The organism is Parvibaculum sp. (assembly GCF_049671045.1).
Classification (GTDB): Bacteria; Pseudomonadota; Alphaproteobacteria; order Parvibaculales; family Parvibaculaceae; genus Parvibaculum.
Genome location: NZ_JBATUH010000017.1, coordinates 53,348 through 75,431, shown reverse-complemented (window position 1 = coordinate 75,431; position 22,084 = coordinate 53,348). Strand labels below are relative to the sequence as shown.

Genomic DNA, 22,084 nt, shown 5'->3' with positions numbered 1-22,084 from the left:
ACAAGAAGGACGACAAGCAGCTTCTTTATGCGATCGACCTGCTGAACGGCGTTCGCAAGGATGCCGCCTTCAAGGCGACCTCGACGGCGAGCGCGAATTGATGACCGATCCTCGGCTCAAATCCGGCCGGTGAGGGAGCGAGCGGGATGCCGAAGGGGGCACTGCAAAGGATGCACGGCGAGGAACGCCGAGGCGTGAGCCTGCTTGCCATGGCGACGCTCGCCGTCGCCGTCCTTTATGGCGGCACGCTCGCATGGCTTCTTCTCGGCGATCATCGCCTTGCGGGCGAACCCGTGGTCCGGCTCGCCCTCGCGCCCGAGCCGGCCCCGCCCGCCGCGACCGACGCGCTGCTGCGTCCGGGCTCGACGGACGAGCATCCGGCGGCCCCCCATACGGAGACGGCCGAGGCGGACCAGACGCTCCCCCAGGTCGACAAACCCACGCCGGACGAACAGGCCCTCCTCGATGCGGCGAGGCGCGTGGTCGGCGACGACGGGGACGCCAGCGCCGACGGCGTGAAGATCCTCGGCGCCGAGACCGTGCCCACCGGAAATGCGGCCGCGGACATCCCCGCCGCCGGAATCACCGGGCCACTGAGCGCCGTTCCCGACCCCGCCCTTGTCGCCCATGGCAAGCAGGGGCCGCTTCCCGTCATCGCCAGGGACGGCCGGCAGGCATGGAAGGTCTATGCCCGGCCGCTGCCGAAGCCCATGCCCACGGGGCCGCGCATCGCGCTCGTGGTGAGCGGCATGGGCATCAGCGACAGCGCGACCGCCCATGCGATCGAGAAACTCCCGCCCGAGGTGACGCTGTCCTTCGCGCCCTATGGCGCGAACCTCCAGAGCTGGATCGGCAAGGCGCGCGCCGCAGGCCATGAGGTGCTGCTCGAACTGCCGATGGAGCCCTTCGGCTATCCCCAGAACGATCCAGGCCCCTATACGCTGCTGACGAACCTCCAGACGGCGGAGAACGTCTCCCGCCTCGAATGGCTGCTGAGCCGCTTCACCGGCTATGCGGGTGTCATGAACTATCAGGGCGCGCGTTTCACGAGCTCGCAGGCCGCCCTCTCGCCCGTGCTCGGGGCGCTGAAGGAGCGCGGCCTCATGTATGTCGACAATGGCGCCTCGCAGAGAAGCCTCGCGCCCCGGATCGCGGGCGAAATCAGCCTCCCCCTCTCCGTGGGTTCGCGCCTCGTCGATCCGGTGCAGAACCCCGGCGTGATCGACCAGTCGCTCGCGGCGCTCGAAGCCTCGGCGAAGGAAACGGGCGTCGCGGTCGGCGTCGCCTCCGCCTTCCCCGTCACGGTCGACGCGCTGACGCGCTGGGCCGAAACGCTGAAGGAAAAGGGCTTCGTTCTCGTTCCCGTCACGGCGACGGCGGGCGGTTCCTGAGGGCGCGCAAGGTCAAGCGGCATGACGAAGACAGACAGCAAGACGATGATGGTCGATCCCGAAACCCTGCCCTACCGGCCCTGTGTCGGCATCATGCTCATCAACAGGCAAGGCCTCGTCTGGGCGGGCAACCGCATCCAGCCGGTTGATACGGGCTCGCCGCTCACCTGGCAGATGCCGCAGGGCGGCATCGACGAGGGCGAAGACGCGCGCGAGGCGGCCTTTCGCGAACTCAGGGAAGAAACGGGCACCGACAAGGCCGAAATCATCGGCGAAGTCGCGGACTGGCTCATCTATGACCTGCCGCCCCACCTCGTCGGCCACGCGCTCAAGGGCAAGTATCGCGGCCAGAAGCAGAAATGGTTCGCCATGCGCTTCACCGGCGTCGACGGCGACATCGACATCGCCGCCGACGAGCATCAGGAATTCAGCGAGTGGGCATGGGTGCCGGTGAGCGAACTGGTGGAACTGATCGTGCCCTTCAAGCGCGGCGTCTATGAACAGATCGTCCGCGAACTCGGACCCCTCGCAAGGCCGCTCGCCTAGCCCGCCGTCCGCCAGCCATCGACGATGGAGGAGATCGCCTCCGCGAGCGGCAGTACCTTCTGCCTGAAGCCGTAATCCGCATAGTCCCAGCGGGGCGATCGGCGCAATGTCATGACGCGCTGAAGTGGCATGTCGATCGCCGCGATCAGCGCGGCGATGCGGTCGATGCGAAGCTGATCCTCGGGACTGACCTTGACCCTCAGAGCGGCGAGCATCGGGGGCGCGGCGCGCATCGCCGCATAATCGGCCTGCAACGCATTGAGCGCCTCTCCGTCCCCCGAGACCAGATAGGAACGAAGCTCCGGGCGAAGCGTGAGCAAAGCCCCCCGCAATCGCGCCAGCGAATCGACGCTCCCCTCCATGCCCGCCCAGCGCGACACGATGATCGAACGCAGCGTCTCGTCGCAGAGCGACATCGCCTGCTCGAGCGCCGGATCGATATCCTCGTCATAGAGGCGCAGGCCCGGAAAACGGTTGGGCGTGCCGACGAGCCTGGCGACAAGGCGCTGTTGCGCCTCGATATCGGATGTCGCCCGCAAGAGATCGGCGAGCCTGCGCAGCCGCGCGCCGTCGCTCCAGGAGCGCGAGTCCCGGTCGAGAGCGGCCGCGATCTCATCGACCCTGCCATTCGCCTGCCGCCACTCGGCAAGAAAACCGGCGCTTCCCGTGAGCAGATATCCGCGCAGCGCGACGAGGCCCGCCTCGTTCGCGGCGGCGAAATCCGAGAGCAAGGCCCCGCGCCCGGGCAGCCCCGCCCGCTCCGTGCTCGCGGATGCGGTCTCCATCATGTCGAGGCCCGAGATCACGCGCATGGCGAGCCCGCGCAGCTGCCGCGCCATATCCTCGGCACGATCCGGGCCCGGGAGCGCGATGATGCCGCCCGCAAGCGGCAGCATGAGCAGCAGGACGGCGCTGACGCGAGAAAGCGAGAGGCGCGGCAATGATAGCCGGGGCCGCAGGCGCGGCAGCGCGCGCGATCCGCTCCGTCCCAACTTCACGAAGGAAAGGCGACGACGACACGGATTGCGAAGCGCCGCCGCGACGCCTGCCGCCATTCCATATCGCTCGCGCCAGCGCAGCTCCGCGCGGGCGGAAAAGGATGAGGCCCGCATGATCGCACCGCCGGCTTTCCCTCATTCGCGCTCGAATTATGCGAGCCGTGGCGAACACGGCGACATAGGGTCTTTGGTATAGGTGCGGGCGCAGAAGGATACGCAGCATTGGCGACGGCGCGCCGCAGACGTACAAGGATATTCCGGATCCGAACGTCGTTGGCTAACGGCCACCACCACTCCGTATACAGACTATCTGCCGCGCGCTATCGTGAAACCGGAGGCCGGGCACTGATCCGCCGGAACAAGACGATGCATTGGAGCGCGAGCGTCATCATCCCGTTCGGCATCGGCCTGCTCACTCTGGCGACATCCCATTCGAACGCCGATCGAGGGCCGCCACCACCGGCCGCGCGGGAGACGGCGGCACCGGGTGGAGACATTCCGGCGGCCCCTGTCAATCTGGGCGACTGCTTGCGCTCGACGCGCGCCCCTCTCGGCTGGCCCCCTGCCTATGCGGCGATCTGCGCGGACCTTCAGCAGGAATTTCATCCGCGCGGCACCGCGAAGAAAAGTGAAGCTCGGAAGATAGTCGAAGCGCGGACGGCCCCGGCGCCGCTCCCCCTCCCCCTAGCGCGACCTGCGCGCCCCGCGCGGCTGCAAGCGCAAAAGGCTCCGGCAATAAGGGCGACCTGCCGCATCTACGCGGACGGCATGACGCAACTCGACAAGGCGGGCAAGCGGCAAGCCCATCCGCCGGAATTCGCGTCGGCGCGGATCCGCGGCACGAGCGGCATGGCACTGCTCGTCCCCGCTGGATGCGGGGTCGAAAGCCCGGCCGATGCGAAGGTGCTTTTCGCCGGCAGCTTCAAGGGTTATCGCGGCGTGGTGATTCTGGAACTCGCCGGAAAGCGTCGCCTGATCGTCGCCGGGCTCGGCACGCTCTCGGTGAGCCATGGCGGCAGGATCGCGCGGGGCGGCGAACTCGGCACGACATCCGATGAGCGCGCGCCCGCGCTTGCAGGCGCATTCGGCGCAGGCGCGCCTCTCCTCTTCTTCGATGTCAGGAATCACGAGGGCGGCGCAGAGCCCGTTTTCTGGCTCGCGGGAACGTCCTAGATCGGCGCGTTGGCGAGACGCTTCGCGCGGATCTGCCAGAACGTCCAGACGAGAGACGACACCACGCGCATGACGAGCCCGTGCGGCTTGAGGCCGGACGCCTTGCCCACCATGGCGACGAGACGCTCGACATGCTGGCGGCGATAGAGGCCCAGGGCGCGCTTCTCATAGGCCTTGGCGAAGCGGGCGCGGTCATAGGGCACGCTGCCATCGGCGGGCGTGTTCGCCGCGTAATAGGCGCAGGCGAGTTCGTCGTCATCGGCCTCCGAGACGCGGCCGATGGCGATCCGCGCCCGTCCGAGCACGGAAGGAAGCTCGTCCTCGATATCCTTGAAGTGATCGTAGAAGAGCTTGTAGTGCCGGAACTCGTCGGCCGCGATATTGGCCGCGATCTGCTTCAGCACCGGCTCTTCCGTGGCATCCTTGATCGCCGTGTAATAGGAGGACGTGCCGCTTTCGACCACGCAGCGCGCCACGAATTCGCCCGCGCGGCTGCCGCGCACGGACTCGGAGACATCCTTCGGAACGGAATAGCCCGCCTGAAAGCGCGCAAGCGCATCGGCGAATTTGAACTGCGGATCGGCAAGCTCGGCCCAGCGCGCGAGCGCCGCGCCATGCTGCACTTCTTCCGCTCCCCATTGCCGGATCACTTTCATGATCTCCGGCCGGTCGGAAAAGACATTGCAGAGATAGGTCACATAGTCCGGCGCATTGTACTCGACGAGCGCCGCGGCCTTCACCGCGCGCAGAATATCGGGATCGACCTTCGATGCATCGAAGTCGTCCCATCTGATGTCGTCGAGCGTCCAGTGGCGGCTCATGCTCTCACCTGCCTTGCATCTGTCATGCAATCGTCACTATACCCCAATGCCCGCGCAGGGGTTAAGTCTCCCGCATGCGCCATAATCCCGAAGAAACCGTGGAAAATGCGCCGCAAAAACAAAGGGCGGCGCTTCCGCACCGCCCCGATCTGCTGCGATCCGCCCGAAGGCGCGGCCTCAGACGACCTCGAGAAGCTGACGAAGGTGGTCGAGCTTTTCCTGCGCGGCCTGACGTGCTTGCTCGCTCTTGGCGTCGTTCACGTCTTCCGTGGCATAGCCGATTTCGCGGTCGATCGTGGCCCGGTCAAGCTCCTCGATCGGAACCGTGAATTCGGCAAGGACCGTAAGCCCTGCCGAAGTCACCTCGGCGAAACCGCCACGCACGAAGATCCGCCGCTGCGGGCGGCCGGCATCATCGACATTGATGACACCGGGGCGCAGCGTGGTCATGAGCGGAGCATGTCCCGCCAGCACGCCGATATCGCCCTCCTTGCCGGGCACGGTCACGAGATCGACGCTCTCCGAAAGGAGAAGCCGTTCCGGCGAAACGAGTTCGAAGTGCAGCTTTTCAGCCATGAGCCTTGATCCAACCCTGAGCGCTTATGCCGCTTCCTTGGCGAGACGCTCGGCTTTCGCGATCGCGTCCTCGATGGTGCCGACCATGTAGAAGGCGGCTTCCGGAAGGTGGTCATAGTCGCCGTTGCAGAGGCCCTTGAAGCCCTTGACCGTGTCCTTGATGTCGACGAGGCAGCCGGGCGTGCCCGTGAAGATTTCGGCGACGTGGAACGGCTGGGACAGGAAGCGCTCGATCTTGCGGGCGCGGGCCACGACCAGCTTGTCCTCTTCGGAGAGTTCATCCATGCCGAGAATGGCGATGATGTCCTGAAGCGACTTGTAGCGCTGAAGGATCTCCTGCACGCGGCGCGCCGTGTCGTAGTGCTCCTGACCGACGACGCGCGGCTCGAGAATGCGCGAGGTGGAATCGAGCGGGTCCACGGCCGGGTAGATGCCCTTTTCCGAAATCGCGCGGTTGAGAACCGTCGTCGCGTCGAGATGCGCGAAGGAGGTCGCCGGCGCCGGGTCGGTCAGGTCGTCGGCCGGCACGTAAATGGCCTGCACGGACGTGATCGAGCCCTTGGTGGTCGTGGTGATGCGCTCCTGCAGCGCGCCCATGTCGGTCGCGAGCGTCGGCTGGTAGCCCACGGCCGAGGGAATGCGGCCGAGCAGGGCCGACACTTCCGAGCCCGCCTGCGTGAAGCGGAAGATGTTGTCGACGAAGAAGAGCACGTCCTGGCCCTGGTCGCGGAAATATTCGGCGACCGTGAGACCCGTCAGAGCGACGCGCGCGCGGGCTCCCGGCGGCTCGTTCATCTGGCCGTACACGAGGGCGCATTTCGAGCCCGCCGTGTTGCCGTTGTTCTCGCGCGGGTCCTTGTTCACGCCCGACTCGATCATCTCGTGATAGAGGTCGTTGCCCTCGCGCGTGCGCTCGCCCACGCCGGCGAACACCGAGTAGCCGCCATGCGCCTTGGCGATGTTGTTGATGAGTTCCTGAATGAGAACCGTCTTGCCGACGCCGGCGCCGCCGAAAAGGCCGATCTTGCCGCCGCGCGCATAGGGCGCGAGCAGATCGACGACCTTGATGCCCGTGACGAGCATTTCGGCTTCCGTCGACTGGTCGACGAAGGACGGCGCGTTCTGGTGGATTTCGCGCGTGTTCTCAGCCTTGACCGGGCCCGCTTCGTCCACCGGCTCGCCGATGACGTTGATGATGCGGCCGAGCGTACCTTCGCCCACGGGAACGCGGATCGCCGAGCCCGTGTCGCGTACTTCCTGACCGCGCGTCAGACCTTCGGTCGTGTCCATGGCGATGGCGCGAACCGTGTTCTCGCCCAGATGCTGCGCCACTTCCATGACGAGGCGGTGGCCGCCATTGTCCGTCTCGAGGGCGTTCAGAATGGCGGGCAGATGATCGGCGAACTCGACGTCCACGACGGCGCCGATGATTTGAACGATCTTTCCGACTGGGTTGCTCATGGGGCTTCCTTAATCTTCCCGTAAGGGGCGTATCTCAGAGGGCTTCGGCGCCCGAAATGATTTCGATGAGTTCCTTGGTGATCATGGCCTGGCGCGAGCGGTTGTAGGTGATCTGGAGCTTGTTGATCATATCACCGGCGTTGCGCGTCGCATTGTCCATGGCGGACATCTTCGCGCCCCACTCGCCCGCGACATTCTCAAGCAGCGCCCGGAACACCTGCACCGACACGTTGCGCGGCAGCAGATCGTTCAGGATTTCCTCTTCGCTCGGCTCGTAGTCGTAAACGGCGCCCGCAAGCTCCGCCGTGGCCTTGGCCGCCTCGTCCGCGCCGGGCAGAGTGGCGGGAATGAGCTGCTGGGCCGTCGGAATCTGCGTCACCACGTTCTGGAACTTCGAATAGAAAAGCGTGGCGACATCGAATTCGCCCGCCTCGAACATCGACAGAACCGCATGCGCGATGTCCTGCGCCTGATCGAAGCCGATCTGCCGCAAGCCCGTGAAATCGACGCTCTTCACGATCTTGTCGCCAAACTGACGCTTCAGCGCGTCGCGCCCCTTGCGGCCGACGGTCATGATCCTGACCGTCTTGCCGTCGCGGAGAAGCGCGTTGATGTGATCGCGCGCAAGCCGCGCGATCGACGAGTTGAAGCCGCCGCAAAGGCCGCGATCCGCGGTCGCGACGATCACGAGATGCACCTGGTCGCTGCCCGTTCCGGCAAGAAGCTTCGGCGCATCTTCCCGGCCCGCCATGCCGATCGCGAGATTGGCAAGCACCCGGTTCATGCGCTCGGCATAGGGCCGCGCGGCCTCCGCCGCTTCCTGCGCACGACGCAGCTTCGCGGCGGCAACCATCTGCATCGCCTTCGTGATCTTCTGCGTCGCCTTCACGCTAGCGATGCGGTTTCTTAGGTCCTTGAGGCTCGCCATTGGCCGTCACCCGGTTTCTTAGATCAGGCAAACGCCTTGGTGAAGCTCTCGACCACCGCCTTCAGCTTCGCTTCGGTGTCGGACGAAAGCTGCTTCTCCGTGCGGATCGCATCGAGGATGCCCGCATGGCTCGAGCGGATGGCGCGCAGCAGTTCTTCTTCGTAGCGGCCGACATCGCTGACCGGCAGCCCGTCGAGATAGCCGTTGACGCCGGCATAGATCACGACGACCTGCTCTTCCACCTTGAGCGGCGAGAACTGGGGCTGCTTCAGAAGCTCGGTGAGGCGCGCGCCGCGATTGAGAAGGCGCTGCGTCGCCGCGTCGAGGTCGGAGCCGAACTGCGCGAAGGCCGCCATTTCGCGGTACTGCGCAAGCTCGCCCTTGATCTTGCCCGCGACCTGCTTCATCGCCTTGATCTGGGCGGAGGAGCCGACGCGCGACACCGACAGACCGACGTTCACCGCCGGACGGATGCCCTGATAGAAGAGGTCCGTCTCGAGGAAGATCTGGCCGTCCGTGATCGAGATGACGTTGGTCGGAATATAGGCCGACACGTCGTTCGCCTGCGTCTCGATGACCGGAAGAGCGGTGAGCGAGCCCTTGCCGTTCTCGTCATTGAGCTTCGCCGCGCGCTCGAGCAAGCGGGAATGGAGATAGAAGACGTCGCCCGGATAGGCTTCGCGGCCCGGCGGACGGCGCAGCAGGAGGGACATCTGGCGGTAGGCGACAGCCTGCTTGGAGAGATCGTCATAGACGACGAGGGCATGCATGCCATTGTCGCGGAAGAACTCGCCCATGGTGCAGCCCGCGAAGGGCGCGAGGAACTGCAGCGGCGCCGGCTCCGACGCGGTCGCGGCGACCACGATCGAATATTGCAGCGCGCCGTTCTCCTCCAGCGTCTTCACGATCTGCGCGACCGTGGAACGCTTCTGGCCGATGGCGACATAGATGCAATAGAGCTTCTGATGCTCGTCATCGCCCTGGTTGAGCGGCTTCTGGTTGAGGATGGCGTCGATCGCGATCGCGGTCTTGCCGGTCTGGCGGTCGCCGATAATGAGCTCGCGCTGGCCACGGCCGATCGGGATCAGGGCGTCGATCGCCTTGAGGCCCGTCTGCATCGGCTCATGCACCGACTTGCGCGGAATGATGCCGGGCGCCTTCACGTCGACGCGGCGGCGCTCCGTCGCCTCGATCGGGCCCTTGCCGTCGATCGGGTTGCCGAGCGGATCGACGACGCGGCCGAGCAGGCCCTTGCCGACGGGAACGTCCACGATGGCGCCCGTGCGCTTCACCGTGTCGCCTTCCTTGATGTCGCGGTCGGAACCGAAGATCACGACGCCGACATTGTCGCTCTCGAGGTTCAGCGCCATGCCGCGGACGCCGCCCGGGAACTCGACCATTTCGCCCGCCTGGACGTTGTCGAGACCGTAGACGCGGGCAATGCCGTCACCGACGGAGAGCACCTGGCCGATCTCGGAGACCTGCGCTTCCGCACCGAACCCTTTGATCTGCTGCTTGAGGATTGCGGAAATTTCCGCAGCCTGAATGTCCATCAGGAAGCCTCTTTCATGGCAATCTTGAGAGAATTGAGTTTGGTCAGGAGAGACGAATCGATCATCCGGCTCCCCACCTTGACGACGAGCCCGCCGAGGAGCCCCCCATCAACCTTGGTATTGATCTGAACGTCGCGCCCCGTCGCGGCCTTGAGGGCCCCTTTGAGGCTCGCAATCTGCGCTTCGGAAAGCGGATGCGCCGAGGTCACGTCGGCGGACATCTCGCCGCGCTTGTCGGCGAGAAGACGGTCGAAGCCCACGATCATGGCCGGCAGGGCAAAAAGCCGCCGGTTGCGGATCACGAGGCCGACGAAATTGGCCACGAGCCCCTTGATGCCTGCACGCTCGAGCACCGCCGCGAAGGCGCGCGCCTGATCGTCCGCGCCGAAAGCGGGGCTCTCCACGAGCCGCCGGAGATCGGCGCTTTCATTGATGAGGGCCTCGATACGCTTGAGATCGCCCGCGACGGCGTCAAGCGAGGCGTCGCTCTCCGCAAGCTCGAAGAGCGCCGTTGCATACCGACCGGCCATGCCGGAGACGAGATGATCAGCTGCCACTTGGCGTGCCCGCCCATGCATTCTGTGGGGGTCGGCGCACCATATGCGGGTCGGTGCGCTAACTGATTGATTTCACTAATTTATTCTTACCGAGGGGGCCTGGTTCGGCCCGCTACCCCCAAGGCCGGGCGTTTGGTAACACAAGGGCCCCGCATGTGCAATATCGCCGCCCGAGAATTGCCCGCCAATGAGCCGATCAGGGTAGTTCACATGCCGACGGAATGAGGAAGGAAGCGCGGCTCATGCCGCCGTGGCGAGAAAGTTCACCGCGTGAACGCACGGGAAATTCAGACTCACGGCGTACCCGTTCTCGCTGCACCAGTCTTCGAAGGCCGAAACCTTCTCGCGGAACACTTCCACCATGAGGGCTGGCTTATTGCGCCGGATGAGATCGCGCGCGCCTTCGAGCACATCGAATTCCATCCCCTCCACGTCGATCTTGATGAAGTCGACGGATTCTCCCTGCATTCGCTCATCGAGCGGATAGACCTCGAGCTGCTGCCCCCCGCCTTCCGCGAGACGGGCCGCGCCCAGATTGTTCTCATAGGGAAGCACGACTGAAAACGTCCCATAACGCGCGCCCGCGCCGATGCCGATGCCGCGCGTGTCGACGATCGGCTCGAAACCGTTGGCCACAATGTTGCGGCTGAGAAGGCTGACGGCCGCGGGATTGGGCTCGAAGGGGAAGATCTTTTTGGGCCGCATATATTGCGCGTAGAAGGCGAGGTGATTGCCGATATTCGCCCCCACCTCGACGATCGTCTTGCCGGGGCCGACCACGTCCCGCACCACCTTCAGTTCATCGATCTCGAAAAATTGTCCCTGCACATGGTGCTGCTGAATGATGTCGAAGGGGTTGTCGATGGCGAAGCGCGTCACCTTGCCGTCGAAAGCGACATCGTTGAATATTTCGCGGTCCCTGCAATGGTCGAGCACGACGCGCTCGACAGCACGGTTCCATTGCGCGCCGTCCGCCGAGCGGGGCCCCGTCGAATGTGCGCCCCGGCGATTGATGAAGAACACCTCGGCGACCTTCGCACAGCGGAACCGGCTCCAAAGGCCGAGGTAGTACTTGAAGTCCTCCCCGGTATCCATCGTCGTGTCAAAGCCGATGGCCGAAGCGCACTCCGCCCGGACGAAGTGCCCCATCTGCAGGGTCAGATAAGGAGGGGTGACGAGAATGTCTTCCATACGCTCGGTCGCGACGAGCTGATTCTCGCGCAGCCCGATCTGGTCCGAACCGAAGACATTCTCGCAAATGTTGCCCCAGACCGCGTCATGCCGATCGCAATATTTGGCGAAGGCCGCAAATGCGCCCATGTTCATGAGGTCGTCGGCATCGAGGAAAAAAAGCCAGTCGCAACCGAGCGCCATGGCCTCGCTGATGCCCGAATTGCGCCGCGCCGAGCGCCCGTATTTTCCCTCAAGATCCCACATTGGAATAATCTCAAGCGCATCGAAAGGACCGTGCCCGTAATTCCAGGCCGCCTCGATCGAATTGCGGCAGACCCTGTAGGCCTCCTCATGTCCCGGACCGATGGGAGTGATGACGGCGCATTTCATGTGAGCCTCACGAGATCGCGTTTACCATTCGCAAACCATAAGACCGAATGTTTAATGAAATGCTGCGCCCGGAACCCCTGGGTTCGCCCCGCGCAAGGCGAGGCCGAATGCCTTAGAGAAAGCTGTAGGGATCGACATCGACCGCGATGCGCACCGAGCCCGGCACCTTGAGCGCGGAGAGCCAGGCCTGCATATAGGCCTGCACATTGATGTTCCGCGCCGACTTGACGAGGAAGCGCAGCCTTGTCCGCCCCCTGAGCATCGCGAGCGGCGCCGGCGCGGGGCCGAGCACGCTGACGCCTTCGGCCTGCGGAGCGGCGCGGGCCATTTCGCGCGCGAATTTCTGCGCCTGAGCGGCATTTTCCGAGGACAGCACGACGCCGACGAGCCGGCCGAAAGGCGGATGCCCCAGCCGCTCGCGCGCGGCCGCCTCGCGGTCGAGGAACCGGTCGCGGTCGCCCGAGACGAGCGCCCGCATCACGCCATGCTCCGGCATATAGGTCTGGAGGAAGACGCGCCCCCGCCGCTCGGCCCGGCCCGCTCGCCCCGCCACCTGCTGCAGGAGCTGAAAGGTGCGCTCGGCCGCGCGAAGATCGCCATTCTCGAGCCCCAGATCGGCATCGACGACGCCCACAAGCGTGAGCCAGGGGAAATGATGCCCCTTCGCGACGATCTGTGTACCGACGATGATATCGATCTCCCGCGCCTCGATCGCGCGGAAGACTTCCTCATGTGATTGCGGCCCTCGAAGATTATCGCTCGACAGGACGGCGATTCGCGCCTCGGGAAAACGCTCCGCGATTTCTTCCGCGATGCGCTCGACCCCCGGTCCGCAGGCGACGAGCGCCTCCTCCGCGCCGCAGGACGGGCACGCTTTCGGCACCGGCGCCGTATAGCCGCAATGATGGCAGACGAGTTCGCGCCGGAAGCGATGCTCGACGAGCCAGGACGAGCATTGCGGACATTCGATGCGGTGGCCGCATGTGCGGCAGAGCGTCAGCGGCGCATAGCCGCGACGGTTGAGAAACAGCATCGCCTGTTCGCCACGGCCGAGCGCCTCGACTATCTCGCTGACAAGACGCGGCGAGAGCCAGCGCCCGCGCTCGGGCGGCTCCTCGCGCATGTCGATGGCGGCGATCTCAGGAAGCTCCGCCGTGCCGTGACGCTCGGGCAGCACCACGCGCTCATAGCGCCCGAGCTGCGCATTCACCACCGTCTCGAGCGAGGGCGTCGCCGAACTCAGCACGATCGGAAAATCCCCGAGCGAGGCGCGCACCACCGCCATGTCGCGCGCATGATAGATGACGCCCTCCTCCTGCTTGAAGGCGGCCTCGTGCTCCTCGTCGACGACGATGAGGCCGAGATCGCTGAACGGCAGGAAAAGCGCCGAGCGCGCGCCGACCACCACCCGCGCGCGCCCCTCCGCGACGCCGCGCCAGACGCGGCGGCGCTCGCGCTGCGAAAGCTCGGAATGCCATTCGGCCGGCTTGCAGCCGAAACGCGCCTCGAAACGGTCGAGAAACTGGCTCGTGAGCGCGATCTCCGGCAGCAGGATGAGCGCCTGCTTTCCCCGCGCGAGCGCTTCGGCCACCGCCTCGAAATAGACTTCCGTCTTGCCCGATCCCGTCACCCCGTCAAGGAGCAGGGTGGCAAAGCGCCCCGCTTCGACGCGCGCCCGCAGGACGGAAGCCGCGGCCGACTGCTCCGGCGAAAGCGCCTTTTCCCTCGCGCCGATATCGGGCTCGGGAAAGGGCGCCTCGGTGGGCAGATCGACGGGCAGGAGCGACGCGGCTTCGATGAGACCGCGCACCACGCCATCGGAGACGCCCGCCTCCTCCGCAAGCTCGCGCGCGGTCCGAGCAAACCCGTCGCTCGCCCTTTCGACGACGCGAAGCCGCGCGGGCGTCATGCGCGCGGGCCTCGCATCGGCAAGCCTGTAGGCCGTCCGCATGCGCTGGGGCTCGAGCGCGCCGGGCGCGCGCAGGGCGAGCCTCAGCACCGAGCCGCGCGGATTGAGCGTATAGGCCGCGATCCAGTCGACGAAGCGGCGCAAGGCGGCGGGCATGGGCGGGGCGTCGAGAACCTCGAGAACGGGTTTGAGCCGCTTCGCGTCCACCTCGCCCGTGCCGGGACCCCAGACCACGCCGAGCATCTGCTGCGCGCCAAGCGGCACGATCACATAGGCTCCCTCTTCCGCGATTAACCCGGCAGGAACCTCATAGTCGTAAGGTGCTGGCAGGGCGAGCGGAATGAGAACGCTGACGCTTCGCGGCGATGGGTCGATGGGCATTCTGAGCCGGGCTGAAGAGAAATTCCAAGACGAGACGATAATGTAACACCTGATAAAGCAAGCGGAACGTCAGGCCTTGCACCGCAGGGCCCGGCGCGGCAAAAGAAAAGAAAAGTTGCGCCGCGCCCCCGAACGGACTGTCATACGGACGTCGAAGCCCGATCAGAAGACCCCCGACCAGAAGACCCCCCCGACCAGAAGACAAGGCCACATGAAATTCTTTGTCGACACCGCGGATATCGCAGAAATCAGGGATCTCGCCGCGACGGGTCTCGTCGATGGCGTAACCACGAACCCCTCTCTGGTGGCCAAGACCGGCCGCAATTTCATCGAGGTCATCGAGGAGATTTGCAGCGTCGTCGCCGGCCCCGTCAGCGCGGAAGTCACCGCGCTCGATTCGGTGGCGATGATCGAGGAAGGCCGCAAACTCGCGAAGATCGCAAAGAACATCGCCGTCAAGGTGCCGCTCACCTGGGACGGCCTCAGGGCCTGCAAGGCACTCGCCGGCGAAGGCACGATGGTGAACGTCACCCTCTGCTTCTCGGCGAACCAGGCGCTCCTCGCCGCCAAGGCGGGCGCGAGCTTCATCTCGCCCTTCATCGGCCGCCTCGACGACATCAATCTCGATGGCATGGAACTCATTCACGATATCCGAACCATCTACGACAATTATGACTTCCCGACCGAGATTCTCGCCGCCTCGATCCGCAGCGCAAATCATGTGAAGGAAGCAGCGCTGGTGGGCGCCGATGTGGCGACCGTGCCGCCGGGCGTCCTGCGCGGACTTGCAAACCACCCTCTCACCGACAAGGGCCTCGAACTCTTCCTCGCCGACTGGAAGAAGACCGGCCAGAAAATTCTCTGACAACCTCCCGGGTGATCGACGCCATGAGCCACTACAACGACCGGACGGAAGTCGAACGGATTATGGAATCCGTGCCGAGCGTCTCACCCGACGAGGTGAAGGCGTTTCTCTTGGCGCATCCCGAATTCGTTACCGACGACCCCGATCTCATCTCGGCCATCATCCCCGCGCAGGACAACGGGCATAATGTCGTCGATATGCAGCAATTCATCATCGGCAAGCTGCAGAAGCAGGTCCGCACGCTGCGCGACATCCAGTCCGAACTGATCGAGGCGTCGTCGCTGAACAGCCTCGCCCGCGAACAGGTCCACAATGCCGCCTGCGCGCTTCTCGATGCGCGCAATTTCGAGCACCTCATCGAATACATCACCGCGCCCGATGGTCTTGCCCGCGCGATCGACGTCCGCGCCGCCGCCCTTTGCATTGAAACATCGAACGGCGTTTCCGGCATCGGCGTCCGCAGCGTGCGTGTGCTGGAGCCGGGCGGCGTCGCCCGCATGATGGGAGGCGATGTCTCCTATCGCCTCGTCGCCAATGTGCATGGCAGCCGCGGCCTCTACAATCATCTCGCCGAGGAGGTGCAGTCCGAAGCGCTGGTGCGGCTCGATTTCGCGAGCGGCGCGCCGGCCGGCCTTCTCGCGCTGGGCGGCCGTTCACCGGAACAGTTCCACCCCGAGCAGGCCGCCGATCTTCTCGAATTCCTTGCCCGCATCGTCGAACGCTGCGTGCGCCGATGGCTCGACCTGCCCCCGGCACTCTGACGCCCGACCAGGCCGCCGCCGCCATTGCCGCGGCGGAGGATGTGCATCCGCATTTGCGCGCCTGGTATTCGCATCTGATGGCCGAGAGGCGCGCAAGCCCCGCAACGCTCGTCAACTACCACCGCGACGTGGCGCGCTTCTTCGACTTTCTCGTCGATCATCTGGGCCATGCGGCCGATCTGGAAGCGCTCGGCGCGCTCGAACTGCGCGATTTCCGCGCCTTTCTGACGCGGCGGCGCAATGAGGGCCTTCAGAGCAGAAGCCTCGCCCGCGCGCTTTCGAGCATCCGTTCCTTCTTCCGCTTCCTCGATCGCGGCGGCGTCATCGCCAATGCGGCGCTCACCGCCCTGCGCTCGCCGAAACTTCCCCACGCCATCCCGAAGCCGCTATCGCCCGAAGCCGCCCTCGACCTCATCGACGAGGCGGCGGACGAGCGCATCGAACCATGGATCGCCGCCCGGGACGCGGCCATTCTGACGCTTCTTTACGGCTGCGGCCTTCGCATTGCAGAGGCGCTGTCGATCGACCGGCGCTCGGCGCCCCTGCCCGCCACGCTGCGCGTCGTCGGCAAGGGCGGCAAGGAGCGGATCGTGCCCGTGCTGCCCGTGGCGCGCCAGGCGGTCGACGATTATCTGCGGCTCTGCCCTTTCGGCCTCGGGCCGGACGACCCACTCTTCGTCGGCGCGCGCGGACGAAGGCTCGATCAGCGTATGGTCAGGGCCACCGTCATTCGCCTGCGCCAGAGGCTCGGCCTTGCCGATACGGTGACGCCGCATGCGCTGCGCCACAGCTTCGCCACGCATCTGCTCGCTGGCGGCGGCGATCTGCGCGCGATCCAGGAACTGCTCGGCCATGCGAGCCTGTCGACGACGCAGATGTATACGGAGGTCGAGAGCCAGCGCCTGCTCGACATCTATGACAAGGCCCATCCGCGCTCGCGGCGCTGAACCTCACATATGGATGGGAGCGCCCGTCACCGCGAGAGCCGCTTCCTTCACCGCCTCCGAAAGCGTCGGATGCGCGTGGCAGGTGCGCGCGATGTCCTCCGATGAGGCGCCGAATTCCATCGCGATGCAGGCTTCCGCGATCATCTCGCCCGCATTGACGCCGATGATATGGACACCAAGCACCCGGTCGGTCTTCTTGTCGGCGAGAATCTTGACGAAGCCGTCCGTCTGCTTGTTCGACTTCGCGCGGCCATTGGCCGTGAAGGGGAACTTGCCGGAATTATATTCGACGCCCTCGGCCTTGAGCTGCTCCTCGGTCTTGCCGACCGCCGCGACCTCGGGCGAGGTGTAGACGACGCCCGGAATGACATCATAATTGACGTGACCGGCGACGCCGCCGAGGCGTTCAGCGACCATCACGCCCTCTTCCATCGCCTTGTGCGCGAGCATCGGCCCCGCGATCACGTCACCGATGGCGTAGATACCGTCGACATTGGTCTTGAGATGCGCGTCGACCTCGATGCGGCCGCGCTTGTCCGTCGCGACGCCCGCATTCTCGAGCCCGAGCCCCTGCGTATAGGCAACGCGGCCGACGGCGACGAGCACCACATCCGCCTCGATGATCTGCGCCGCGCCGCCCTGCGCGGGCTCGACGGAAACCTTGAGACCCGCCTTCGTCTTCTCGACCTTCGTCACCTTGGAGCCGAGCTTGAAGTCGAAGCCCTGCTTCTTGAGGATACGCTGGAAATTCTTGGCGACCTCGCCATCCATGCCCGGAAGGATCGCGTCGAGATATTCGACGACGGTGACCTTGGAACCGAGACGGCCCCAGACGGAACCGAGTTCGAGCCCGATGACGCCGCCGCCGATGACGAGAAGCCGCGCCGGCACCTGGCCGAGCGCAAGCGCGCCGGTCGAGGAAACGACCTGCTTCTCGTCGATCTCGATTCCCGGCAGCCTGGCAACGTCCGAACCCGTCGCGATGACGATGTTCTTCGTTTCGAGCACGCGCTCGCCGACCTGAACCCTGCCCGGCGCCTTGATGACGCCTTCGCCCTTCACCCACTCGATCTTGTTCTTCTTGAAGAGGAACTCGATGCCCTTGGTGTTGCCGTCGACGGCCTCGTCCTTGAAGCCGAGAAGCTTCTTCAGGTCGATGGTCGGCGTGCCGACCTTGATGCCCATATCCGCGAAGGCATGGCCCGCCTCCGCGAAGAGTTCCGAGGCGTGGAGCAATGCCTTCGACGGAATGCAGCCGATATTGAGGCAGGTGCCGCCGAGCTTGTCGCGCTTCTCGACGCAGGCGACTTTCATGCCGAGCTGCGCCGCGCGAATCGCGCATTCATAGCCGCCAGGGCCCGCGCCGATCACGACGAGGTCGAAAGCATCCGCCATGGCATTACTCCTGATTTGCGGAGGGGTGTCAGAGATCGAGCAGCAGGCGCTGCGGATCCTCGAGCGATTCCTTGACGCGAACGAGGAAGGTCACCGCCTCGCGTCCGTCCACGATGCGATGATCGTAGGAAAGGGCGAGATACATCATCGGCCTGATTTCGATCTTGCCGCCGATCGCCATCGGCCGGTCCTGGATCTTGTGCATGCCGAGAATGCCGGACTGCGGCGCGTTGAGGATCGGTGTCGACATGAGCGAGCCATAGACGCCGCCATTCGAGATGGTGAAGGTGCCGCCCTGCAGTTCCTCGAGCTTGAGCTGGCCGTCGCGGGCGCGCCGGCCGAAATCGTTGATCGCCTTCTCGATATCGGCAAGCGACATGTCCTGCGCATCGCGCACGACGGGAACGACGAGACCCCGCTCCGTGCCGACCGCCACGCCGATATTGTAGTAATTCTTGTAGACGAGATCGTCGCCGTCGATCTCGGCATTGACCGCCGGGATCTCCTTCAGCGCCGCGATGCACGCCTTGACGAAGAAGCTCATGAAGCCGACGCGCACACCGTGCTTCTTCTCGAAAAGATCCTTGTACTGATTACGGATCGCCATGACGTTCGTCATGTCCACCTCGTTGAAGGTGGTGAGCATGGCGGCCGTGTTCTGCGCTTCCTTGAGGCGGGTGGCGATGGTCTTCCTGAGCCGCGTCATGCGGACGCGCTCCTCGCGCGCGGCCTGATCAGCGGGGACGGGCGCACGCACCTGAACGGGCGCGGGCGCCGCAGCCGGAGCGGCGATCGCCTCGAGCATGTCGCCCTTCGTCACGCGGCCATCCTTGCCCGTGCCCGCAACGCGCGCGGGCTCGATGCCGCTTTCTTCCGCGAGCCTGCGCACGGAAGGCGCAAGAGGGGCCTCCGCCTTTGCGACAGGCGCGGCCGCTGCGGCCGGAACCGCCGCGGGGGCTGCGGGCTTCGTCGCGGGCGCGGCCGCCTTCTTCGGTTCTTCCTTCTTCGCGGCGGGCTTCGCGGCGGGCTTTCCCGCCCCCTCGCCGATCGCGCCCAGAACGGTGCCGATGCCGACCGTTTCGCCCGGCTTCACGAACACGTCCGAAAGCACGCCGGATGCGGGCGCCGGCACCTCGACCGTCACCTTGTCGGTTTCCAGTTCGACCAGCGGCTCGTCAACGGTGACCGCGTCGCCCGGCTGCTTGAACCACTGGGCAACGGTCGCTTCCGTTACCGATTCGCCGAGTGCCGGCACCTTGATTTCCGTCGCCATTCTCTTTCCGCCTTTCAGAGAAAACTCAGTCGATCTTCAGCGCATCCGACAGGAGCTGGTTGAGCTGCTGGTTGTGCTTGCTCATGAGGCCGACAGCCGTCGCCGCCGATGCGGGCCGCCCCGCATAGCGCGGACGGCGATAGCGCGCGCCGACCTGATCGAGCACCCATTCGATATTGGGCTCCATGAAGGTCCAGGCCCCCATGTTCTTTGGCTCTTCCTGGCACCAGACGATCTCGGCCTGTGTGAACCGCTGAAGTTCGGTCATCAGCGACCTGGCCGGGAAGGGATAGAGCTGCTCGACACGCAGGAGATAGATGTCGTTGATCTCGCGCCTCTCGCGCTCCTCATAGAGGTCGTAATAGACCTTGCCCGAGCAGACGACGACGCGCTTGATCTTGTCGTCGGGCACGAGCTTCACCCTCTCGCCGGAAGGGGTCTCCGCATCGTCCCACAGCACGCGATGGAAGCTCGAGCCGGGGCCGAACTCCTCGATCTTCGAGACGACGCGCTTGTGCCGCAGAAGCGACTTCGGCGTCATCAGGATGAGCGGCTTGCGGAACTTCCTGTGCATCTGGCGGCGCAGGATGTGGAAATAGTTCATCGGCGTCGTGCAGTTGGCGACCTGGATGTTGTCCTCGGCGCACATCTGCAGATAGCGTTCGAGACGCGCGGAGGAATGCTCGGGCCCCGCGCCCTCATAGCCATGCGGCAGCAGCATGACGAGACCCGACATGCGCAGCCACTTGCGCTCGCCGCTGGTGATGAACTGATCGATCACGACCTGGGCGCCATTGGCGAAGTCGCCATATTGCGCTTCCCACAATGCGAGCGCATTGGGCTCCGCAAGGCTGTAGCCATATTCGAAGCCAAGGACGGCGTTTTCCGAAAGCATCGAGTTGATGACTTCGTAGGGCGCCTGGTTCTCGGCGATGTGGTTCAGCGGAATGTAGCGGTCTTCCGTCTCCTGATCGTTGAGTACGGAATGGCGCTGCACGAAAGTGCCGCGTTCGGAATCCTGTCCCGACAGGCGCACCTTGAAGCCTTCCCTGAGCAGCGTGCCGAAGGCGAGCGCCTCCGCCATGCCCCAGTCGATGCCCTCGCCCGTATCGATCATCTTGCGGCGGTTGTCCATGAACCGCTGGATGGTTCTGTGGATGTTGAAGCCCTTCGGAACCTCCGAAAGCTTCAGGCCGACCTCGCGCAGCACTTCGAGATCGACGCCCGTCTCGCCGCGTTGCGCCTCGCCTTCGGAGCGGCCGAGACCCGCCCAGCGTCCGTCGAGCCAGTCCGCCTTGTTGGGGCGGAAGCTGTTGGAGGCTTCGTATTCCTTTTCCAGTTCGTGACGGAACGCCTCGACGCGGTGCTCGATCTCCTCCCTGGTGATGAGACCCTGCTCGACGAGCCGCTCGGAATAAAGCTCCAGCGTCGTCGGATGGCTGCGAATCTTCTTGTACATGAGCGGCTGCGTGAAGCTCGGCTCATCGGACTCGTTGTGGCCGAACCTGCGGTAGCAGAACATGTCGATGACGACGGGCTTGTTGAAGCGCTGCCGGAACTCGGTGGCGATCTTCGTCGCATGCACCACCGCTTCCGGATCGTCGCCGTTCACATGGAAGATCGGCGCCTGCACCATCTTCGCCACGTCCGAAGGATAGGGCGAGGAGCGCGAGAAGATCGGGCTCGTGGTGAAGCCGATCTGGTTGTTGATGATGAAATGGATCGAGCCGCCGGTGCGATGCCCCTTGAGCCCCGAGAGCCCGAGGCATTCGGCCACGACGCCCTGTCCCGCAAAGGCCGCGTCGCCATGGATGAGCAACGGGATGACGGAGCTTCTCTGCCCGTCATGGAGCTGGTCCTGCTTGGCGCGCGCCTTGCCGAGCACCACGGGATCGACGATCTCGAGATGCGAGGGATTGGCGGTGAGCGACAGATGCACCTTGTTGCGGTCGAACTCGCGATCGGACGAGGCGCCGAGGTGATACTTCACGTCGCCGGAGCCATCGACATCCTCGGGGTTCGATGAGCCGCCCTTGAATTCGTGGAAGATCGCGCGGAAGGGCTTCGACATCACATTGGCGAGCACGTTGAGACGCCCGCGATGCGCCATGCCGAGCACGATTTCCTTCACGCCGAGCGCGCCGCCGCGCTTGATGATCTGCTCGAGCGCCGGGATCATCGCTTCGGCGCCGTCGAGGCCGAAGCGCTTGGTGCCGATATACTTCACGCCGCAGAAGCGCTCGAAGCCCTCGGCCCGGATGAGCTTGTCGAGAATGGCGAGTCGGCCCATTTCGGTGAAGGTGACTTCCTTGTCCGGACCCTCGATGCGCTCCTGGATCCAGGCCTTCTCCTCCGGATCGCCGATATGCATGAACTCGACGCCGATCGTGCCGCAATAGGTGCGGCGCAGAATGTCGAGCATCTGCCGCACGGTCGCCATTTCGAGCCCGAGCACATGGTCGATGAAGATCGGGCGGTCGAGATCGTCCGGCCCGAAGCCATAGCTCGCGGGATCGAGTTCCGGATGGTCGGATTGCGGGCGCAGATCGAGCGGATCGATATTCGCGTCGAGATGGCCGCGGATGCGATAGGCGCGGATCATCATCAGCGCGCGCACGGAATCGAGCGTCGCGGAGCGAATCTCCTCTTCGCTCGCACCGGCCTTGCGTTCGGAAATCTTCTGCTTGATCGGCGCCTCGAGCGTCGTCCAGTTGGCGTCGAGCGCCGAGACGAGCTCGCCATTGGCGATGAGAGGCCAGTCGGAGCGCTTCCAGGAAGCGCCCCTTGCAACCTTCTTTACATCCTCAGGCGCATCGCCGAGGCCATCGAAGAAATTACGCCATTCCGCGTCGACCGACTGCGGATCTTCCTGATAGCGGGCGTAAAGCTCTTCGACAAAGGCTGCGTTGGTTCCGTAAAGAAAGGACGTCCGCTCGAAGCGCTCGTTGGCGCTGCCATTGCTCATGCCGGTGTCCGGTGCGGATTA

Annotated in this window: 18 protein-coding genes; 6 read left to right on the top strand and 12 right to left on the bottom strand. The window is 64.9% G+C overall.

The window, feature by feature from the left end; translation table 11 throughout:
- Positions 1-146 precede the first annotated feature (146 nt).
- Both WBG82_RS01965 and WBG82_RS01960 read left to right on the top strand, forming a co-directional pair.
- On the top strand, positions 147-1,391 hold the full coding sequence (locus WBG82_RS01965; RefSeq protein WP_424420689.1) for a divergent polysaccharide deacetylase family protein: 1,245 nt from the start codon (positions 147-149) through the stop codon (positions 1,389-1,391).
- Between the two features lie 21 nt (positions 1,392-1,412).
- Positions 1,413-1,937 carry an RNA pyrophosphohydrolase gene (locus WBG82_RS01960; protein ID WP_424420686.1) on the top strand — a complete coding sequence of 175 codons (525 nt, stop codon included), beginning with the start codon at positions 1,413-1,415 and terminating at the stop codon, positions 1,935-1,937.
- Here the strand turns inward: WBG82_RS01960 and WBG82_RS01955 are convergent.
- Entirely contained in the window at positions 1,934-3,049 is a 1,116-nt protein-coding gene (locus WBG82_RS01955) for a hypothetical protein (protein WP_424420684.1), read from the bottom strand. The two genes, WBG82_RS01960 and WBG82_RS01955, sit on opposite strands and share 4 nt — an antisense overlap.
- Positions 3,050-3,703: 654 nt before the next feature.
- Between WBG82_RS01955 and WBG82_RS01950 the strand changes: the two genes are divergently transcribed.
- Entirely contained in the window at positions 3,704-4,108 is a 405-nt protein-coding gene (locus WBG82_RS01950; RefSeq protein WP_424420682.1) for a peptidoglycan DD-metalloendopeptidase family protein, read from the top strand.
- On the opposite strand, the gene WBG82_RS01945 is transcribed toward WBG82_RS01950, so the two are convergent.
- From WBG82_RS01945 to WBG82_RS01910, 8 genes are all read right to left on the bottom strand, one after another.
- Entirely contained in the window at positions 4,105-4,929 is an 825-nt protein-coding gene (locus WBG82_RS01945; protein WP_424420679.1) for a ferritin-like domain-containing protein, read from the bottom strand. The genes WBG82_RS01950 and WBG82_RS01945 overlap by 4 nt on opposite strands.
- 177 nt (positions 4,930-5,106) lie before the next feature.
- Entirely contained in the window at positions 5,107-5,505 is a 399-nt protein-coding gene (locus WBG82_RS01940; RefSeq protein WP_424420677.1) for a F0F1 ATP synthase subunit epsilon, read from the bottom strand.
- Positions 5,506-5,529: 24 nt separating this feature from the next.
- Positions 5,530-6,966 carry a F0F1 ATP synthase subunit beta gene (atpD, locus tag WBG82_RS01935; RefSeq protein WP_424420674.1) on the bottom strand — a complete coding sequence of 479 codons (1,437 nt, stop codon included), beginning with the start codon at positions 6,964-6,966 and terminating at the stop codon, positions 5,530-5,532.
- 34 nt (positions 6,967-7,000) lie between these two features.
- Positions 7,001-7,894: a F0F1 ATP synthase subunit gamma gene (locus WBG82_RS01930; protein WP_424420671.1), complete on the bottom strand. Its 894-nt coding sequence runs from the start codon at positions 7,892-7,894 to the stop codon at positions 7,001-7,003.
- Between the two features lie 23 nt (positions 7,895-7,917).
- Positions 7,918-9,447 carry a F0F1 ATP synthase subunit alpha gene (atpA, locus tag WBG82_RS01925; RefSeq protein WP_424420669.1) on the bottom strand — a complete coding sequence of 510 codons (1,530 nt, stop codon included), beginning with the start codon at positions 9,445-9,447 and terminating at the stop codon, positions 7,918-7,920.
- Positions 9,447-10,025, bottom strand: a complete 579-nt coding sequence (locus WBG82_RS01920; protein WP_424420667.1) for a F0F1 ATP synthase subunit delta — start codon at positions 10,023-10,025, stop codon at positions 9,447-9,449. The genes atpA and WBG82_RS01920 overlap by 1 nt, the downstream gene beginning before the upstream one ends.
- 219 nt (positions 10,026-10,244) lie before the next feature.
- Complete coding sequence (locus WBG82_RS01915; protein ID WP_424420664.1) at positions 10,245-11,567, bottom strand: FkbM family methyltransferase; 1,323 nt, start codon at positions 11,565-11,567, stop codon at positions 10,245-10,247.
- A 112-nt stretch (positions 11,568-11,679) separates the two neighbouring features.
- Positions 11,680-13,857 carry a primosomal protein N' gene (locus WBG82_RS01910; RefSeq protein ID WP_424420661.1) on the bottom strand — a complete coding sequence of 726 codons (2,178 nt, stop codon included), beginning with the start codon at positions 13,855-13,857 and terminating at the stop codon, positions 11,680-11,682.
- A gap of 211 nt (positions 13,858-14,068) precedes the next feature.
- Here WBG82_RS01910 and fsa point away from each other — a divergent pair, with 211 nt between their 5' ends.
- From fsa to WBG82_RS01895, 3 genes are read left to right on the top strand one after another with little or no spacing between them, the layout of a single operon-like run.
- Positions 14,069-14,722: a fructose-6-phosphate aldolase gene (gene fsa, locus WBG82_RS01905; protein ID WP_424420659.1), complete on the top strand. Its 654-nt coding sequence runs from the start codon at positions 14,069-14,071 to the stop codon at positions 14,720-14,722.
- Between the two features lie 23 nt (positions 14,723-14,745).
- Entirely contained in the window at positions 14,746-15,483 is a 738-nt protein-coding gene (locus tag WBG82_RS01900) for a DUF484 family protein (RefSeq protein ID WP_424420657.1), read from the top strand.
- A complete protein-coding gene (locus tag WBG82_RS01895) occupies positions 15,456-16,430 on the top strand; it encodes a tyrosine recombinase XerC (protein WP_424420654.1) in 975 nt (324 codons plus the stop codon). Before WBG82_RS01900 ends, WBG82_RS01895 begins: the two co-directional genes overlap by 28 nt.
- A 3-nt stretch (positions 16,431-16,433) precedes the next feature.
- On the opposite strand, the gene lpdA is transcribed toward WBG82_RS01895, so the two are convergent.
- From lpdA to WBG82_RS01880, 3 genes are read right to left on the bottom strand one after another with little or no spacing between them, the layout of a single operon-like run.
- Positions 16,434-17,825 (bottom strand): dihydrolipoyl dehydrogenase, encoded by a 1,392-nt coding sequence (lpdA, locus tag WBG82_RS01890; RefSeq protein WP_424420651.1) that lies wholly within the window; start codon positions 17,823-17,825, stop codon positions 16,434-16,436.
- A gap of 28 nt (positions 17,826-17,853) precedes the next feature.
- Positions 17,854-19,098 carry a 2-oxoglutarate dehydrogenase complex dihydrolipoyllysine-residue succinyltransferase gene (odhB, locus tag WBG82_RS01885; RefSeq protein WP_424420648.1) on the bottom strand — a complete coding sequence of 415 codons (1,245 nt, stop codon included), beginning with the start codon at positions 19,096-19,098 and terminating at the stop codon, positions 17,854-17,856.
- A 25-nt stretch (positions 19,099-19,123) separates the two neighbouring features.
- Complete coding sequence (locus WBG82_RS01880; RefSeq protein ID WP_424420646.1) at positions 19,124-22,063, bottom strand: 2-oxoglutarate dehydrogenase E1 component; 2,940 nt, start codon at positions 22,061-22,063, stop codon at positions 19,124-19,126.
- Positions 22,064-22,084: the final 21 nt, after the last annotated feature.

What these genes read in the sequence shown, in the direction of transcription:
- WBG82_RS01965 (WP_424420689.1), top strand. Translation starts at nt 147, where the DNA reads ATGCCGAAGGGGGCACTGCAAAGGATGCACGGCGAGGAACGCCGAGGC.
- WBG82_RS01960 (WP_424420686.1), top strand. Translation starts at nt 1,413, where the DNA reads ATGACGAAGACAGACAGCAAGACGATGATGGTCGATCCCGAAACCCTG.
- WBG82_RS01955 (WP_424420684.1), bottom strand. Translation starts at nt 3,049, where the DNA reads ATGCGGGCCTCATCCTTTTCCGCCCGCGCGGAGCTGCGCTGGCGCGAG.
- WBG82_RS01950 (WP_424420682.1), top strand. Translation starts at nt 3,704, where the DNA reads ATGACGCAACTCGACAAGGCGGGCAAGCGGCAAGCCCATCCGCCGGAA.
- WBG82_RS01945 (WP_424420679.1), bottom strand. Translation starts at nt 4,929, where the DNA reads ATGAGCCGCCACTGGACGCTCGACGACATCAGATGGGACGACTTCGAT.
- WBG82_RS01940 (WP_424420677.1), bottom strand. Translation starts at nt 5,505, where the DNA reads ATGGCTGAAAAGCTGCACTTCGAACTCGTTTCGCCGGAACGGCTTCTC.
- atpD (WP_424420674.1), bottom strand. Translation starts at nt 6,966, where the DNA reads ATGAGCAACCCAGTCGGAAAGATCGTTCAAATCATCGGCGCCGTCGTG.
- WBG82_RS01930 (WP_424420671.1), bottom strand. Translation starts at nt 7,894, where the DNA reads ATGGCGAGCCTCAAGGACCTAAGAAACCGCATCGCTAGCGTGAAGGCG.
- atpA (WP_424420669.1), bottom strand. Translation starts at nt 9,447, where the DNA reads ATGGACATTCAGGCTGCGGAAATTTCCGCAATCCTCAAGCAGCAGATC.
- WBG82_RS01920 (WP_424420667.1), bottom strand. Translation starts at nt 10,025, where the DNA reads ATGCATGGGCGGGCACGCCAAGTGGCAGCTGATCATCTCGTCTCCGGC.
- WBG82_RS01915 (WP_424420664.1), bottom strand. Translation starts at nt 11,567, where the DNA reads ATGAAATGCGCCGTCATCACTCCCATCGGTCCGGGACATGAGGAGGCC.
- WBG82_RS01910 (WP_424420661.1), bottom strand. Translation starts at nt 13,857, where the DNA reads ATGCCCATCGACCCATCGCCGCGAAGCGTCAGCGTTCTCATTCCGCTC.
- fsa (WP_424420659.1), top strand. Translation starts at nt 14,069, where the DNA reads ATGAAATTCTTTGTCGACACCGCGGATATCGCAGAAATCAGGGATCTC.
- WBG82_RS01900 (WP_424420657.1), top strand. Translation starts at nt 14,746, where the DNA reads ATGAGCCACTACAACGACCGGACGGAAGTCGAACGGATTATGGAATCC.
- WBG82_RS01895 (WP_424420654.1), top strand. Translation starts at nt 15,456, where the DNA reads ATGGCTCGACCTGCCCCCGGCACTCTGACGCCCGACCAGGCCGCCGCC.
- lpdA (WP_424420651.1), bottom strand. Translation starts at nt 17,825, where the DNA reads ATGGCGGATGCTTTCGACCTCGTCGTGATCGGCGCGGGCCCTGGCGGC.
- odhB (WP_424420648.1), bottom strand. Translation starts at nt 19,098, where the DNA reads ATGGCGACGGAAATCAAGGTGCCGGCACTCGGCGAATCGGTAACGGAA.
- WBG82_RS01880 (WP_424420646.1), bottom strand. Translation starts at nt 22,063, where the DNA reads ATGAGCAATGGCAGCGCCAACGAGCGCTTCGAGCGGACGTCCTTTCTT.